13 protein-coding genes are annotated in these 16351 nt (G+C 66.3%); 5 read left to right on the top strand and 8 right to left on the bottom strand.

Features of this window, described 5'->3' with window-relative positions; translation table 11 throughout:
* Positions 1-45: 45 nt before the first annotated feature.
* From ugpQ to ugpB, 7 genes are all read right to left on the bottom strand, one after another.
* Complete coding sequence (gene ugpQ / locus C6570_RS16815; RefSeq protein WP_106704245.1) at positions 46-792, bottom strand: glycerophosphodiester phosphodiesterase; 747 nt, start codon at positions 790-792, stop codon at positions 46-48.
* A gap of 744 nt (positions 793-1536) precedes the next feature.
* Positions 1537-2568, bottom strand: a complete 1032-nt coding sequence (gene ugpC / locus C6570_RS16810; RefSeq protein WP_106704244.1) for a sn-glycerol-3-phosphate ABC transporter ATP-binding protein UgpC — start codon at positions 2566-2568, stop codon at positions 1537-1539.
* Positions 2569-2579: 11 nt separating this feature from the next.
* A complete protein-coding gene (locus C6570_RS18035; RefSeq protein ID WP_123812288.1) occupies positions 2580-2966 on the bottom strand; it encodes a hypothetical protein in 387 nt (128 codons plus the stop codon).
* Between the two features lie 3 nt (positions 2967-2969).
* The gene (ugpE, locus tag C6570_RS16800; protein ID WP_106704242.1) at positions 2970-3824 is read right to left on the bottom strand and encodes a sn-glycerol-3-phosphate ABC transporter permease UgpE; all 855 of its coding nucleotides are present in this window, start codon (positions 3822-3824) and stop codon (positions 2970-2972) included.
* 244 nt (positions 3825-4068) lie between these two features.
* The gene (gene ugpA, locus C6570_RS16795; RefSeq protein ID WP_106704241.1) at positions 4069-4950 is read right to left on the bottom strand and encodes a sn-glycerol-3-phosphate ABC transporter permease UgpA; all 882 of its coding nucleotides are present in this window, start codon (positions 4948-4950) and stop codon (positions 4069-4071) included.
* A 164-nt stretch (positions 4951-5114) separates the two neighbouring features.
* Positions 5115-5390, bottom strand: coding sequence for a GNAT family N-acetyltransferase (locus tag C6570_RS16790; protein ID WP_106704240.1), 276 nt, complete (start codon positions 5388-5390; stop codon positions 5115-5117).
* 164 nt (positions 5391-5554) lie between these two features.
* A complete protein-coding gene (ugpB, locus tag C6570_RS16785; RefSeq protein ID WP_106704239.1) occupies positions 5555-6862 on the bottom strand; it encodes a sn-glycerol-3-phosphate ABC transporter substrate-binding protein UgpB in 1308 nt (435 codons plus the stop codon).
* 253 nt (positions 6863-7115) lie between these two features.
* Between ugpB and serA the strand changes: the two genes are divergently transcribed.
* Positions 7116-8345 carry a phosphoglycerate dehydrogenase gene (gene serA / locus C6570_RS16780; RefSeq protein ID WP_106704771.1) on the top strand — a complete coding sequence of 410 codons (1230 nt, stop codon included), beginning with the start codon at positions 7116-7118 and terminating at the stop codon, positions 8343-8345.
* A 239-nt stretch (positions 8346-8584) separates the two neighbouring features.
* A complete protein-coding gene (locus C6570_RS16775; protein WP_106704238.1) occupies positions 8585-12484 on the top strand; it encodes a DUF3683 domain-containing protein in 3900 nt (1299 codons plus the stop codon).
* A 60-nt stretch (positions 12485-12544) separates the two neighbouring features.
* Here C6570_RS16775 and C6570_RS16770 read toward each other — a convergent pair whose 3' ends face one another.
* Positions 12545-13801: an AI-2E family transporter gene (locus tag C6570_RS16770; protein WP_106704237.1), complete on the bottom strand. Its 1257-nt coding sequence runs from the start codon at positions 13799-13801 to the stop codon at positions 12545-12547.
* A gap of 138 nt (positions 13802-13939) precedes the next feature.
* Here C6570_RS16770 and C6570_RS16765 point away from each other — a divergent pair, with 138 nt between their 5' ends.
* The 3 genes from C6570_RS16765 to C6570_RS16755 all read left to right on the top strand — a co-directional run bounded on the left by C6570_RS16765 (position 13940) and on the right by C6570_RS16755 (position 16312).
* On the top strand, positions 13940-14356 hold the full coding sequence (locus tag C6570_RS16765; RefSeq protein ID WP_106704236.1) for a gamma-butyrobetaine hydroxylase family protein: 417 nt from the start codon (positions 13940-13942) through the stop codon (positions 14354-14356).
* Between the two features lie 170 nt (positions 14357-14526).
* The gene (gene ubiE / locus C6570_RS16760) at positions 14527-15261 is read left to right on the top strand and encodes a bifunctional demethylmenaquinone methyltransferase/2-methoxy-6-polyprenyl-1,4-benzoquinol methylase UbiE (RefSeq protein WP_106704235.1); all 735 of its coding nucleotides are present in this window, start codon (positions 14527-14529) and stop codon (positions 15259-15261) included.
* Positions 15262-15322: 61 nt separating this feature from the next.
* Positions 15323-16312: a Tim44 domain-containing protein gene (locus C6570_RS16755; RefSeq protein ID WP_106704234.1), complete on the top strand. Its 990-nt coding sequence runs from the start codon at positions 15323-15325 to the stop codon at positions 16310-16312.
* Positions 16313-16351 lie beyond the last annotated feature (39 nt).

Genomic DNA, 16351 nt, shown 5'->3' with positions numbered 1-16351 from the left:
CTAGCGCTGGTGCGGCCGGCGCTGGCAGCTATTAAAAGAATAGTTTCAGGCGGCGGGGGCGAACAGGTCCACCCGGTCCGTCACCACGCCGTCGGTGCCCAGGGCCACCAGCCGCTGGGCGGCCCATTCGTCGTTGACGGTGTAGCTCAGCGCGCGCCAACCGGCGGCATGCACCTGGTCGACCAGCGCCGCGTCCCACAGCGCGTGGTTGCAGACGATGGCGCGCACGCCCACCTGCGTGGCGTGGGCGTGCCAGCCTTCCCACAGGGTGTCCAACAGCAGGCCGCGGGGCAGCTCGGGCGCGGCGTCGGCGGCGGCGGCCAGCGCATCGGCCTGGAAAGAGGTGAGCAGCGGCGGCACGGCGGCCCTTTGCCACAGCCGCGCGGCCGCTTGCCCCACGGCGCGGCCGGTGGGCAGCTCCTGCCCCGGCGTGGGTTTGATTTCCACGTCCAGCTGCAGGCCGTTGGCGATGCAAAAGCGCGCCGCGTTGTCGAAGGTGGGCAGCGGCTCGCCCGCATAGGCGCGCGAATGCCAGCTGCCGGCATCCAGCTGCGCCAGCTCGCCCCACGGGCGTTCGCCCGCCAAGCCCTGGCCGTTGGTGGTGCGCTGCAGCGTGGCGTCGTGCAGCAGAAAGGGCACGCCGTCGGCCGACAGTTTCACATCGCATTCGGCCATGCGGTAGCCGTGCTGGGCGCCCAGGCGGAAGGCGGCCAGGGTGTTTTCGGGCGCCAGCTTGCCGGCGCCGCGGTGGGCGATCCAGAAGGGGTAGGGCCAGGGGGTGGTGGGGGTCATGGGGCTTGGGGGGCTGAGGTGTGGGTGTGGATTTTCGCGCGGTGGGTTGGTGGCGGGGTGGATGGCTGGATTGAGGCGAGGGGGAAGGAGGCTATATGGATTGGAGGTAAAAGTGGGGGTTGGCGCTGGTGGGGCTTGCGGTGGTAGCTATCTTTTTTGATGTTCGCTTGGGTTGCTGAGCGCAGAGGCCGGGTCTCGGCCCGGCGGCCGAAGTCCTTTTCTTTGCTTCGCCAAAGAAAAGGACTCAAAAGAAAGGCGACCCCACTGGGCGTGTCCCCTGCGCTTCGCTACGGGGCAACCTGCGATGCTCGCGGGTAAGGCGCTGCCGCAGAACTCACTGCGCGCCCTTGGCGCTCCGTTCGGACAACTGCGGCAAGTCAGAGCACGAAGCGTGGGCATGCTGCGCTGCCCCCGCGCGCCTCACCCGCTGTGCTTCTCGGCACGTCCAGAGGGGAGTTGAAGCCAGACACGGGCCATCGCTGCGCTCGGCTTGGGGTGTGGCGCGGTGCGTGGGTTGGTGCGCAGGGTCGGCAGGTGGGGCAGGCAGCCGGGGCAGGCGGACGGATTGCGCCTGTGCCCGCGCGGTCGGCTAACAGGTTTGTCGTGATTCTGCTCTGCGAGGCAGGCGTCGCGGGTCAAACCCGGTTAGGCGAGCTTGCTGGCAAAAAAGCCTTCCAGCGCCCGCTGCTCCAGCGCTGGCAGCTATCAAATCCATACCAATCGTCAGGCCTGCTCGCCCGGCGATCAATGCTCGGCGCGGGCGCCGGTGGCGGCGTCGAACCAGTGGACGCGGTCTTCCAGCGGGGCGACGAGCAGGGTGTCGCTCAGGGCAGGCGGTTGCTCGGTTTCGTTCATGCGCAGGATGGACCATTCGCCGCCGCCCGCGTCGGTGCCGCCCAGGTAGCCGTAGACCAGGCGCTCGGCGCCCAGCATTTCGATGGTTTCCACGCGCAGGCGCCAGCCGTCGTGCGGCACCACGCGCAGGTGCTCGGGCCGCACGCCCAGGATGCGGCCTTCGGGTACGCCGGGCGCGGTTTTCAGCAGGTTCATGGGCGGCGCGCCGATGAAGCCCGCCACAAAGGTGGTGGCCGGGCGGTGGTACACCTCGTCGGGCGTGCCGAATTGCTCCATGCGGCCCGCGTTCATCACGATCATGCGTTCGGCCAGCGTCATCGCCTCTACCTGGTCGTGGGTGACGAACAGGCTGGTGATGCCCAGCTCACGGTGCAGCTTGTCGATTTCCAGGCGGGTTTGCGCGCGCAGCTTGGCGTCCAGGTTGGACAGCGGCTCGTCAAACAAAAACACCTGCGGCTGGCGCACGATGGCGCGGCCCATGGCCACGCGCTGGCGCTGCCCGCCCGACAGCTCGTGCGGCTTGCGCTGCAGAAAGCCGCCCAGCTCCAGGATGGCGGCGGCCTGATCCACGCGGGCCTTGATCTCGTGGGCAGGCACCTTCTTGATCTTCAGACCATACGCCATGTTGTCGAACACCGTCATGTGCGGGTACAGCGCGTAGTTCTGGAACACCATGGCGATGTCGCGCTCGGCCGGCTCCAGCCGGTTGACCACGCGCCCGCCGATGCTGATGGTGCCGTCGGTGATTTCCTCCAGCCCCGCCACCATGCGCAGCAGCGTCGATTTGCCGCAGCCCGAAGGCCCGACGATGACGACGAATTCGCCATCGCCCACCTCGGCGTTCACACCGTGGATGACCTGGTTCGCTTTGGGGCCGCTGCCGTAGCGTTTGATGACGTCTTTGAATTCGATGGTGGCCATGGAAGCGATGTTCAATGTCTGCCGGCTGGGTCTTTGGCCTTCACACCAACTTCTCGCACAGCGGCGTTGCTGCCAGCGAGAAAACGGCGTTGGAGCTTGCGATTGACCACGATGCCCAGCGGAGTGTCAGGGGATTTGAAGAAGCGCCGCTTGGTCTGCGGCGCCGAGCGCAGCGCGTTCTCTACCAGGTCCAGTGAGGACCTATCACTTGTCGCGTTTATCGCGCTGCTGAGCAACTGGTTCTCAACGCTGCGCAGAGCCTGTTGAGTCAGAACTTTGTTCTGACGGATCGAGAACCGAGAGTTCGCTCCTCTTTCTCCGTAAGTGTTTCGCCTGTCCTTTTGATAGGAAAGCGCCTTCTTTTGCTGCGGTGTAAGTGACTTGCGCTTGGGTGGCATTGCCTACTTCTCCGTATCCACCAAGCCCTTGACGAACCACTTCTGCATCAGGATCACCACCAGCGCTGGCGGAATCATGGCCAGGATGGCGGTGGCCATGACCACGTTCCATTCGACGTAGATCTCGCCAAAGATGGCGCGCTTGATGCCCAGCACGATGGGGTACATGTCTTCGCTGGTGGTGGCGATCAGCGGCCACAGGTACTGGTTCCAGCCGTAGATGAACTGGATGACGAACAGCGCGGCCATGCTGGTTTTGGACAGCGGCAGCAGGATGTCCTTGAAAAAGCGCATGGGCCCAGCGCCGTCGATGCGGGCGGCCTCGGCCAATTCATCTGGCACGGTCAGGAAGAACTGGCGGAACAGGAAAGTGGCCGTGGCCGATGCGATCAGCGGCACCGTCAGGCCCGCGTAGGTGTTCAGCATCTTGAGGTTGGAAATCACCTCGTACGTGGGGCCGATGCGCACTTCCACCGGCAGCATCAGCGTGATGAAGATCAGCCAGAACACCAGCCCGCGAAACGGGAAGCGGAAGTACACGATGGCGAAGGCCGACAGCAGCGAAATGGCGATCTTGCCCAGCGCGATGACCATCGCCGTGACAAAGCTCACCCACAGCATCGGCCAGCCCGCGGCGATGGTCGAGCCGTTTTGCGTCTTGCCGCCAAACAGCGCCAGCTCGTAACTGGCCAGCAGGTTGCTGCCCGGCACCAGCGACAGCGGGTGGCTGCCCGCGATCTGCGACGCCGACTGCGTGGACATGACGATTGCCACGAACACCGGAAACGCCACGATGGCGACGCCGACGATCAGCACCGCGTGGGCCACGAAATCCAGAACAGGCCGCCGCTCGATCATGCAAATCTCCCCACGCCAAGAGCGCATGCGCCCACTACGGCCGCGAAGCGGGCCGCGCCAGCGAACGCGGTGGCCGCACCTGCGGCGGCCACTCGCGTTGTCCCCCCTCCCGCAGCGCGCAGCGCGTAGAGAGCGGGGGCTGAGGCCCGCGGCTCCAGATCTGCCTGCGCAGATCTGGACGGGCCGAAGGGCCGCTGCCTCTGGCAGCGAGCGCCGAGGCGCGTCAGCGACTCAGGGGGGTGCATCAGTATTGGACTTTCTTCTCGACAAACCGGAACTGCACCACCGTCAGCAAAATGACGATCGCCATCAGCACCACCGACTGCGCGGCCGAGCCGCCCATGTCCAGCGCCTTGAAGCCGTCGTAGTACACGCGGTAGACCAGGATGGCCGTGTCTTTGCCCGGGCCGCCGTGCGTGGCCGCATCGACGATGGCGAAGGTGTCGAAGAACGCGTAGATCACGTTCATCACCAGCAAAAAGAAGGTGGTGGGCGACAGCAGCGGGAAGACGATCGTCCAGAACCGCCGCCAGGGCGAAGCGCCGTCGATGGTGGCGGCCTCGATCACCGCGTTGGGAATCGACTGAAGCCCGGCCAGGAAGAACAGGAAGTTGTACGAAATCTGCTTCCACACCGCCGCCATCACGATCAGCGCCATGGCGTCGCGGGCGTTCAGCAGGTGGTTCCATTCGTAGCCCGCCGCCTGCAGCAGGTAAGACACCACGCCCCAGGGCGAGGCGAACATCATCAGCCACAGCACGCCCGCCACCACGGGCGCCACGGCGTAGGGCCAGATCAGCAGCGTCTTGTACAGCGTAGCGCCGCGCACCACGCGGTTGGCCATCACCGCCAGCAGCAGGGCCACGCTGATGCCCACCACCGACACCAGGGCCGAGAAAAGCAGGGTGATCTTGAATGAGTTGAGGTAGCTCGCGTCGCTGAACAGGCGCTCAAAATTGGCCATGCCGACGAATTCGCGGCTGGTGCCGAAGGCGTCTTCCTGCAGCACGCTTTGGTACAGGGCCTGGCCTGCGGGCCAGAAAAAGAACACCAGCACGATGGCCAGCTGCGGCGCCACCAGCAGCCACGGCAACCAGGCCGATTTGAAGCGCACGCGTTTTTCCATGGGCAATGATCATAGCGGCGCCGCAGGGCGCTTAAGGGCAGCAACTACCCGCAGGCGCGCGCGCCGTGGCGCACACAGTGGGATGGCAAATAGTGAAAAAACGATAGCTGCCAGCGCAGGCTGTACCAGCGCTGGCGGCCTGTTTGGCATGAAACTGCGCCAGATCAAGCGACCAGGCTGGCGTACTGCGGGTGCCGCTGGATGTAGCCGGCCACAAACTCGCAAGCCGGGATCACCCGCTGCCCGCTGGCCTGGATGTCGTCCAGTGCGAAGCGCACGATGGCGCTGGCCACGCCCTGGCCGCCGTAGGCGGGCTCTACCACCGTGTGCGGCAGTTCCACCGCGCCGCCTACGTCGCGGTAGACCGCATAGCCCAGCACCTGGCCGTCCTGCACGGCTTCGTAGCGATCGCGTTCGGTGTTCTTGCGCAGTTCGGGCATGGGGGTGGGTCCAGGGTCACAGGGTGAAATTCCACGGCGTGGTGGCCGTGGCGACTAAAAAAATGGCACGCTCGCCAGCCGCTTGGCCGGCGGGCATGCCCGCGCGCTGGGCGGCGGCGCTGGCGTGTGGCCCGCCAAGGCCGGCCCGCCCGCGCCGCGCTACTTTAGCGATTGGCGGCCTGGAAGCGCTCCAGCTGCTCGTTGCCACGCTTGACGATGGCTTGCAGGGCGGGTTTGGCCTGCTTCTTGCCGGCCCACACGCCTTCCAGCTCTTCGTCGACGATGGTGCGGATCTGCACGAAGTTGCCCAGGCGCACGCCGCGCGACTTGTCGGTGGTCTTGCGGATCATCTGCTGCACGGCCACGTCGGTGCCGGGGTTCTGCTTGTAGAAGCCCGACTTTTCGGTCAGCTCATACGCGGCGATGGTCACGGGCAGGTAGCCCGTGCGCTTGTGGCTTTCCGACGCCACTTCCGGGCGCGACAGGTAGGCGAAGAACTGGCCCACGCCCTTGTATTCGGCGGGCTTCTTGCCGCTCATCACCCACAGGCTGGCGCCGCCGATCACGGTGTTCTGCGGTGCGCCCGGCACGTCGGGGTAATAGGGCAGGGTGCTGATCCCGTAGGCGAACTTGCTGTTGCGCTTGACGTTGGCGTACAGGCCGGACGAGCCGGTCATCATCGCGCACTCGCCCGACACGAAGGTGGCGTCGGCCGAATTGCCGCGGCCTTTGTAGACGAACAGGCCCTGCTGCGCCATGTTGGCCAGGTTCTGGATGTGGCGCTCATGCAGCGGGGTCTCCACTGCCAGGCGGGTGCCGGTGCCGCCAAAGCCGTTGTTCAGGGTAGAGAACAGCACGTTGTGCCAGGCGCTGAAGCTTTCCAGCTGCGTCCAGCTGACCCAGCTGGTGGTGAAGGGGCACTTGTGGCCAGCGGCCTTCAGCTTGGCGGCGGCGGCGGCTACCTCAGGCCAAGTCTTGGGCGCCTTTTCAGGATCCAGGCCAGCGGCCTTGAAAGCGTCCTTGTTGTAGTGGAACACCGTGGTCGAGCTGTTGAACGGGAAGCTCAGCATCTGGCCGTTGGACGCGGTGTAGTAACCGGCCACGGCGGGCACGTAGGCTTTTGGGTCGAAGTTGACGCCGGCTTCCTTCATTACTTCAGCCACCGGCTTGATGGCGCCCTTGCTGGCCATCATGGTGGCGGTGCCCACTTCAAACACCTGCAGGATGGCCGGGGCGTTGCCAGCGCGGAAGGCGGCGATGGCGGCGGTCATGGATTCGTCGTAGCTGCCCTTGAAGGTGGGCACGATCCTGTAGTCCTTCTGGCTGGCGTTGAATTCCTTGGCCAGGTCGTTCACCCACTCGCCCAGGGCGCCCCCCATCGAATGCCACCACTGGATTTCGGTTTGCGCGTGCGCGGGCGCTGCCAGGCTGAGCGCTGCCGCGCCCGCCAGGGCCAAGTATTTGAATTGCATGAAATCTCCTCAGAAAAACATATAGACCAAGCCACGGCACCACGCTAAGACAGGCCTGTGACCGAAACGTGACGTTGTCGCATGTGTCAGCAATTCGTCACAAGCGGGTTAACCCCGCTCGGTGGAGCACCTGTGCGCCACGGCAAAGCCGGATTGTCCATCCGGACAATTGTTGCAATGCACAATGGCCGGTTCGCCCTGGGGCAAAGCCCGTGCGCGGGCCTGCGTTTGACGACTTTTCTGGATGGCTGCCATGCAACAGACTTCACTGGACAAAAGCAAGATCAAATTTCTCCTGCTGGAGGGCATTCACCCTTCCGCGCAGGACGTGCTGCGCCGCGCGGGCTACAGCCAGATCGAGGCGCTGCCTGGCGCACTGGAGGGCGACGATCTCAAGCGCAAGCTGCACGACGCGCACTTCGTGGGCATTCGCTCGCGCACGCAGCTGACGGCCGACGTGCTGGCCCACGCGCCGCGCCTGGTGGCCGTGGGGGCGTTTTGCATCGGCACCAACCAGATCGACCTGAACGCGGCGCGCGAGCGCGGCATCGCCGTGTTCAACGCGCCGTATTCCAACACCCGCTCGGTGGCCGAGCTGGTGCTGGCCGAAGCCATCCTGCTGCTGCGCGGCGTGCCCGAAAAGAACGCCGTGGCGCACCGGGGCGGCTGGCTCAAGAGTGCCGACAACGCCTACGAGGCGCGTGGCAAGACGCTGGGCATCGTGGGTTACGGCTCCATCGGCACGCAGCTTTCGGTGCTGGCCGAAGCCATGGGCATGCACGTGATCTTTCATGACGTGGTCAACAAGCTGCCGCTGGGCAATGCGCACCAGGCCGAATCCCTCGCGGCGCTGCTGGCGCAAAGCGACGTGGTCAGCCTGCACGTGCCCCAGCTGCCGTCCACCCAATGGATGATCGGCGCCGCCGAGCTGGCCGCCATGAAGCCTGGCGCCATCCTCATCAATGCGTCGCGCGGCACCGTGGTCGAGATCGAGCCGCTGGCCGAGGCCATCCGGGCCAAAAGGCTGCTGGGCGCGGCCATCGACGTGTTCCCCACCGAGCCCAAGAGCAACAAGGACGAATTCCAGTCGCCCCTGCGCGGGCTGGACAACGTCATCCTGACGCCGCACATCGGCGGCTCCACCATGGAGGCGCAGGCCAACATCGGGGTGGAAGTGGCCGAAAAGCTGGTCAAGTACAGCGACAACGGCACCAGCATCACCTCGGTCAACTTCCCCGAAGTGGCGTTGCCCGCGCACCCGGGCAAGCACCGCATCCTGCACATCCACAAGAACGTGCCGGGCATCATGTCGGCCATCAACCAGGTGTTCGCCGACAACCACATCAACATTGCCGCGCAGTACCTGCAAACCAACGAAAAGGTGGGCTACGTGGTGATCGACCTGGACGCGCAGTCGTCCGAGCTGGCGCAGCATGAGCTGGCGCAGATCGAGGGCACCATCCGCTGCCGCGTGCTGTTCTGAGGGCGCGGGCCTTCGTGGCGAGCTGGCCCGCCCTGTAGGCCAGGGCGCCGTGCCGCCCGCGCAGTGGTTGCTGCGCGCGCCGCGGCTGTCTTTTTGATTCAAAAATGATAGCTGCTGGCGCTGGTCGGATAAGCGCTGGGGGCTCAATTGACCCCTAAACCGCCCGTGCAGGGGCCGTCGCATAAAATTCTGCCCCCGAGGCACGAGGGCGCCCACCGCGCCCAACCCAGGTTGATTCCATGAATGTTCCGCTAGCGCTGGCGACGCTGACAGCCCAGGCAGCCGCGCCCGTGCGCCTGCGTGAGATCCCGTACAACTACACGAGCTTCTCCGACCGCGAGATCGTCATCCGCCTGATGGGCGAGCGCGGCTGGTCGTTGCTGAGCGAGCTGCGCAGCGAACGCGCCACCGGCCGCTCGTCGCGGATGCTGTACGAAGTGCTGGGCGACATCTGGGTGGTGCGCCGCAACCCCTACCTGCAGGACGACCTGCTGGACAACCCGCGCCGCCGCGCCGCGCTGGTGGACGCCCTGCGCCATCGCCTGGCCGAAATTGAAAAGCGCCGCACCCCGCAGGACGACGCCACGCGCGACGCACTGGTGGCCGAGCTGCTGGTGCTGGCCACCGCCGTCGTCGATGCGTTCGACCGCTCTTTCGACAAGGTGGCCGAGCTGCGCCGCCGCACCGCGCGCGCCCTGGGCAAGCACACGCACAAGGACAACATCAAGTTCGACGGCCTGTCGCGCGTCAGCCACGTGACCGACGCCACCGACTGGCGGGTCGAATTCCCGCTGGTGGTGCTCACCCCCGATACCGAGGCCGAAATGGCGGGCCTGGTCAAAGGCTGTATCGACCTGGGGCTGACCATCATCCCGCGCGGGGGCGGCACCGGCTACACGGGCGGGGCGATTCCGCTGGACTGGAAAACCGCCGTCATCAACACCGAAAAGCTGATCACGCTGGGCAAGGTAGAGCGCTTGCGCCTGCCGGGGCTGGACCACGACGTGGCCACCATCCACACCGAAGCGGGCGTGGTCACCCAGCGCGTGGCCGACGCCGCCGAGGCGGCCGACCTGGTCTTTGCCTGCGACCCGACCAGCGCCGAGGCCAGCTGCATTGGCGGCAACATCGCCATGAACGCGGGCGGAAAGAAGGCCGTGCTGTGGGGCACGGCGCTGGACAACCTGGCCAGCTGGCGCATGGTGACGCCCGACGGCGGCTGGCTGGAAGTCACCCGCATCGGCCACAACCTGGGCAAGATCCACGATGCCGAAGTGGCCAGCTTCGAGCTGCAGTACTTCGACGCCAGCGGCAAGCACCTGCAGCGCACCGAGCGGCTGGACATCCCCGGCGCCATCTTCCGCAAGGAAGGGCTGGGCAAGGACGTGACCGACAAGTTCCTTGCGGGCCTGCCGGGCGTGCAAAAAGAGGGCTGCGACGGCCTGATCACCAGCGCGCGCTGGGTGTTGCACCGCATGCCCGAGCACACGCGCACCGTGTGCCTGGAGTTCTTCGGCCACGCCAAGGACGCGGTGCCCAGCATCGTCGAGATCAAGGACTTCATGTTCGCCGAGGCCAGGCGCAGCAGCGCCGCCGGCTCGCCCGTGCTGCTGGCCGGGCTGGAGCACCTGGACGACCGCTACCTGCGCGCGGTGGGCTACACCACCAAATCCAAGCGCGGCGGCCTGCCCAAGATGGTGCTGATCGGCGACATCGCCGGGGACGACGCCGACGCCGTGGCCCGCGCCACCAGCGAGGTGGTGCGCATCGCCAATTCGCGTTCGGGCGAGGGCTTCATCGCCGTCAGCGCCGACGCGCGCAAGAAGTTCTGGGCCGACCGCAAGAAAACCGCCGCCATCAGCCGCCACACCAACGCCTTCAAGATCAACGAAGACGTGGTGATTCCGCTGCCGCGCATGGCCGAATACACCGACGGCATCGAGCGCATCAACATCGAGCTGTCGCTGCGCAACAAGATCGAGCTGGCCGACGAGCTGGAGCAGTTCCTCACCCGCGGCAACCTGCCGCTGGGCCGCGCCGAGCAGGGCGCCGAGCCGCCCTCGCCTGAGCTGCTGGAAGAGCGCGTGGCCCAGGCGCTGGCCGTGGTGCAGGACACGCGCGCGCTGTGGCAAGGCTGGCTGCGCGACGTGGCAACGCTGTTCCCGCAGCTGCAGGACCACAGCCTGCGCGCCAGCTGGAAGGCCCAGATCCGCGAGCCGCTGGCGCACATTTTCACCGGCGCCGATTTCGAGCCGCTGATGAAAGCACTGGGCGACGTGCAGCAGCGCGTGCTCAAGGGCCGCGTGTGGATCGCGCTGCACATGCACGCGGGCGACGGCAACGTGCACACCAACATCCCGGTGCACAGCGACAACTACGCCATGCTGCAGACCGCGCACGAGGCGGTCGACCGCGTGATGGCGCTGGCGCGCCGCCTGGACGGCGTGATCAGCGGCGAGCACGGCATCGGCATCACCAAGCTGGAATACCTGAGCGACGCCGAGCTGGCGCCCTTTGCCGCCTACAAGCAAAAGGTGGACCCGAACGGCCACTTCAACCGAGGCAAGTTGCTACGAAATAACGATCAGCTTGCGCTGAATGGACGGGCGCTGAAGGCCGATTTGACCAATGCCTACACGCCCAGCTTCGGGCTGATGGGGCATGAGTCGATCATCATGCAGCAAAGCGACATTGGCGCCATTTCCGACAGCATCAAGGACTGCCTGCGCTGCGGCAAATGCAAGCCCGAATGCAGCACCCACGTGCCGCGCGCCAACCTGCTGTACAGCCCGCGCAACAAGATCCTGGCCACCTCGCTGCTGATCGAGGCCTTCCTGTACGAAGAGCAGACGCGCCGCGGCGTCAGCCTGAAGCACTGGGAAGAGTTTGAAGACGTGGCCGACCACTGCACGGTGTGCCACAAGTGCCTGTCGCCCTGCCCGGTGAAGATCGATTTTGGCGACGTCACCATGAACATGCGCAACCTGCTGCGCAAGATGGGCAAGAAGAGCTTCCGCCCCGGCAACGCCGCGGCCATGTTCTTCCTGAACGCGACCGACCCGCGCGTCATCAACACCACGCGCGCCGCCATGACCGGCGTGGCCTTCAAGGCCCAGCGCGCCGCGGTGGACCTGTTCAAGGTGGCCGGCCGCCACCAGACGCAGCACCCGCCTGCCACCGTGGGCACGCCGCCGCTGCGCGAAGAGGTGATTCACTTCGTCAACAAGAAGCTGCCGGGCGGCCTGCCCAAGCGCACGGCGCGCGCGCTCTTGGACATCGAAGACCGCGACTACGTGCCGGTGATCCGCAACCCCAAGGCCACCACGGCCGATACGGAGGCGGTGTTCTACTTCCCCGGCTGCGGGTCCGAGCGGCTGTTCAGCCAGGTGGGCCTGGCCACGCAGGCCATGCTGTGGCATGCGGGCGTGCAGACCGTGCTGCCGCCGGGCTACGTGTGCTGCGGCTACCCGCAGCGCGGCAGCGGCCAGTTCGACAAGGCCGACAAAATGATCACCGACAACCGGGTGCTGTTCCACCGCGTGGCCACCACGCTGAACTACCTGGACATCAAGACGGTGGTGGTGAGCTGCGGCACCTGCTACGACCAGCTGGCGGGCTACCAGTTCGACAAGATCTTTCCGGGCTGCCGCATCATCGACATCCACGAATACCTGCTGGAAAAAGGCATCACGCTGCCCGCGCCCGACCAGGGCGCCTACCTGTACCACGAGCCCTGCCACAACCCCATGAAGCTGCAGGATTCCACCAAGACCGTGAAGGCGCTGGTGGGCCAGCAGGTGCTGAAAAGCAACCGCTGCTGCGGCGAAAGCGGCACGCTGGGCGTGACCCGGCCCGACATTTCCACCCAGGTGCGCTTTCGCAAGCAAGAGGAAATCCGCCTGGGCGAGGCCGCGCTGCGCGACAGCGGGGCGGTGGCACCCAAGGCCAACGTGAAGATCCTGACCAGCTGCCCCAGTTGCCTGCAGGGCCTGCAGCGCTACGAAGACGATCTGCAAAACGGCCTGCTGGAGGCCGACTACATCGTCATCGAAATGGCGCGTGCCATCCTGGGTGAAAACTGGATGCGCGAGTACGTGGACAAGGCCAACGCCGGCGGCATAGAGCGCGTGCTGGTGTAAACGGGCCCGGCGCTGGGGTGATCGGCCCCGCGCGGCGGCCAACCCGGGAGCGCGGGCCGCTCAGGCGCCGTGGGTGGGGCCGGGCGCCGGGGGCGGCATCGGCACCGTGCGCGGCCCTTGCCGGTCTTCGTCCAGCATCTGAATGGGGCCGTCTTCCAGCCATTGGGGCTCCACGGCGTGCATCGGCACGGGCTTGCTGCCCGCCTTGGCCGACGGGGCCTGGTGGCCCGTGGCGGTGTGGCTGTGCTGGCTGCGGTGGTTCTCCTCGGCGTCGTGCTCGCTGCGGGTGAACACCGCCCAGCAAGCCATGAACATGGCGGCGATGGTCGGGCCAATCACAAACCCGGTCAGGCCGAACAGCGACATGCCGCCCAGCGTGGTCAGCAGCACCACGTAGTCGGGCAGCTTGGTGTCCTTGCCCACCAGCAGCGGGCGCAGCAGGTTGTCCGACAGGCCGATCACCACCATGCCCCAGGCGGTCAGTGCGGCGCCTTGCCACATCTGCCCCGTGGCGGCCAGGTAGATGGCCACAGGCGCCCAGACCAGGGCCGCGCCCACCGCAGGCAGCAGCGACAGGAAGGCCATCACCACGCCCCAGAACACCGCGCCGCTGATGCCCAGCGCCCACAGCGCCAGCCCGCCCAGGAAACCCTGCACGATGGCCACCACCACGTTGCCCTTGACGGTGGCGCGGACCACGGTGGTGAACTTGCTCAGCAGATAGCGCGTGTGCTGCGGCGCCAGCGGCACCGCGTCGCGCAGCGTGCGCGCCAGCGGGACGCCGTCGCGCAGCAAAAAGAACAGCAGATACAGCGTGACAACTACGTTGACTAGGAACTGGAACGTGTTCTGCCCGAACTCCAGCACGCGCGTGCCCAGCAACTGGCCGCCCTGCAGCACGCCCGCGGACACCTTGTCCCAGATGTTTTCCAGGTTGCCAAAGCCCAGGCGATCCAGCCAGGTGGTGGCCCAGGGCGGAATGGCGTTGACCACCTGCTGGAAGTACCCGCGGAAGTCCACCTGCCCGGCGCGCACCTTCTGCATGAAGGTAGCGACGTCCGTCACCAGCGAGCCAGCGATCACCGTCACCGGCAGGATGACGATCAGCAACACGATCACCAGCGTGACCAGCGCCGCCAGCGTGGCGCGCCCACCCATGCGGTGGCGCAGCCACTGAAACATCGGGTTGAACAGCAGCGCCAGCGCCATGGCCCAGAAAACCGCACCGAAGAACGGCGTCAGGATCCACAGAAAGGCGATGGTGACCCCCGCCAGAAGCAGCAGGAATACGGCGCGCTGAAGGCGAGGTGTGTTCATTGGGGCGCCACTATACCTACCGGCCGGGCGCGCAGCAGAGCCACCGGGCCCGTTGTGGCCACCCGTCGCGCGCGGTCGGGCGGGGCACAATCGGGGCATCGACCGGCGCGTCCGGCTCTTCTGTAAGTCTTTGTCGCCATGGCCGAAACCCCCACCACCCGCCGCACCCCCGAATCGCTGACCGTACACGCCAAATCGCGCGTGCTGGAGCTGCGTTTCACCGATGGCGCGCAATTCCGCATCCCGTTCGAGCTGATGCGCGTTTACTCACCGTCCGCCGAGGTGCAGGGCCACGGCCCTGGTCAGGAAGTGCTGCAGACCGGCAAGCGCGACGTGGGCATCAACGCGCTGGTGCCCGTGGGCAGCTACGGCGTGCAGCCGCATTTTTCCGACGGCCACGAAAGCGGCATCTTCACCTGGGACTTCCTGTACCAGCTGGGCGAGCAGCAAGAGCGCCTGTGGCAGGCCTACGAGGCGCGTCTGGCCGCCGCCGGCGTGGGCCGGGACACGCCCATGCCCGAAGCCGCCGGCGGCGCGTGCGGGCACTCGCACTGAGCCACCCGCGCCCAAAAAACGTTGCCGCGCCGCGTGGCCGGCCCGCAATCAAACTATTGATTTGATAGCTGCCAGCGCTGGTGCCACCTGCGCTGGAAGGCTATTTGGCTTAAAACCCCCGATCACCCCACATGGGCAGCCGCGTGCGGATGCCTTAGGATGCAGCCACCATGGCCAACACACATTTCGGATACGAATCGGTCGACGAGCAGGACAAGGCGCGCCGCGTGCGCGGCGTGTTCGACTCGGTCGCCTCGCGCTACGACGTCATGAACGACTTGATGTCGGGCGGCCTGCACCGCGCCTGGAAGGCGTACACCCTGATGGTCGCCAACCCGCAGGAAGGCCAGCGCGTGCTGGACATCGCCGGCGGCACGGGCGACCTGGCCAAGGCTTTTGCCCGCAAGGTGGGCCAGCGCGGCGAAGTGGTGCACACCGACATCAACGAAGCCATGCTGCGCACCGGCCGCGACCGCCTGCTGGATGCGGGCGTCATCCTGCCCACCGTGGTGTGCGACGCCGAGCAGCTGCCTTTCCCCGACGGGCACTTCGACATCGTCACCGTGGCCTTCGGCCTGCGCAACATGACGCACAAGGACAGCGCCCTGCGCGAAATGGCGCGCGTGCTGAAAGACGGCGGGCGCTTGCTGGTGCTGGAGTTTTCGCAGGTGGCTCGCCCCCTGCGCAAGGCCTACGACCTGTATTCGTTCAACGTGCTGCCCAAGCTGGGCAAGCTGGTGGCCGGCGACGCCGACAGCTACCGCTATCTGGCGGAATCCATCCGCATGCACCCCAATCAGCAGGAACTCAAGGAGCTGATGAAGATCAATGGGTTTGGACACGTGGACTATCACAACATGACAGGCGGGGTGGTTGCCCTTCACGTGGGCATCAAGTGCAGCTGACGCGCACTTGAGCTTCTGCAAGGCACACCCACCTGTCGCATACATTGGAGGTTAGACAGACATGAAATTGAAAGCCATCATTTCGCGCCTGTTCACGCTGCTTCTGGCGGTCGTGCTCGTAGGCGCCTTCACATTCGACGCCGAGGCACGCCGCATGGGCGGCGGCAAATCCATGGGCCGCCAATCCAGCAACGTGACGCAGCGCCAGGCCACACCGCCGGCAGCGCCTGCCAATCCGCAGCAGGGTGCGGCGGCGGCAGGTGCCACGGGCGCTGCAGGTGCGACGGCTGCGGCAGCCACCCGCAAGCCCTGGGGCGCCATGCTGGGCGGCCTGGCCGCTGGCCTGGGCCTGGCCTGGCTGGCCAATTCGCTGGGCCTGGGCGCCGGTTTTGCCAACCTGATGCTGATCCTGCTGCTGGGCGTGGTGGTCATGGCCGTCATCGGCATGGTGCGCCGCTCGCGCAGCGGGGGCGCCAACACGCTGGCATACCAGGGTGCGGGGCAGGCTTCTGCCGCCACACCGCGCCAGTACAGCCCGGCCAACGTCGGTAACGATGCCTCTGCGCGCCCTTGGGAATCGCAGGCCACGCAGTTCAACTCGGGTGCGGCGCCGCAAGGCGGCTCGATCATCGGGTCGGCCCTGAGCGGCTCGCAAAGCTGGGGCGTGCCGGCCGATTTCGACATCAACGGCTTCCTGGACGCGGCCAAGCGCAACTTCATCACCCTGCAGGACGCCTGGGACCGCTCCGACATCCCGGCCCTGCGCGCCATGATGACCAACGACATGCTGGCTGAAATCCAGTCGCAACTGGCCGAGCGCGAACGCACGGCCCCCGGCCAGGCCAACAAGACCGACGTGGTCATGCTGGACGCGCAGCTGCTGGGCATTGAAGAGCTGGACGACGTGTACATGGCCAGCGTGGAGTTCAGCGGCATGATCCGCGAAGACAACGCGCCCAGCCCGAGCCCGTTCCGCGAAGTGTGGAACATGACCAAGCCCAAGAACGGGCGCGGCGGCTGGCTGGTGGCAGGCGTTCAAGCCATGCAGTAAGGCCCGCAAGGCGAGCAGGGCGGCCATCCAGGCCGGCCC

Origin of the sequence: Ottowia oryzae (assembly GCF_003008535.1) — a bacterium.
GTDB lineage: Bacteria > Pseudomonadota > Gammaproteobacteria > Burkholderiales > Burkholderiaceae_C > Ottowia > Ottowia oryzae.
The sequence above is the reverse complement of the archived record's forward strand: the minus strand, read 5'-3'. Positions and strand labels throughout refer to the sequence as shown.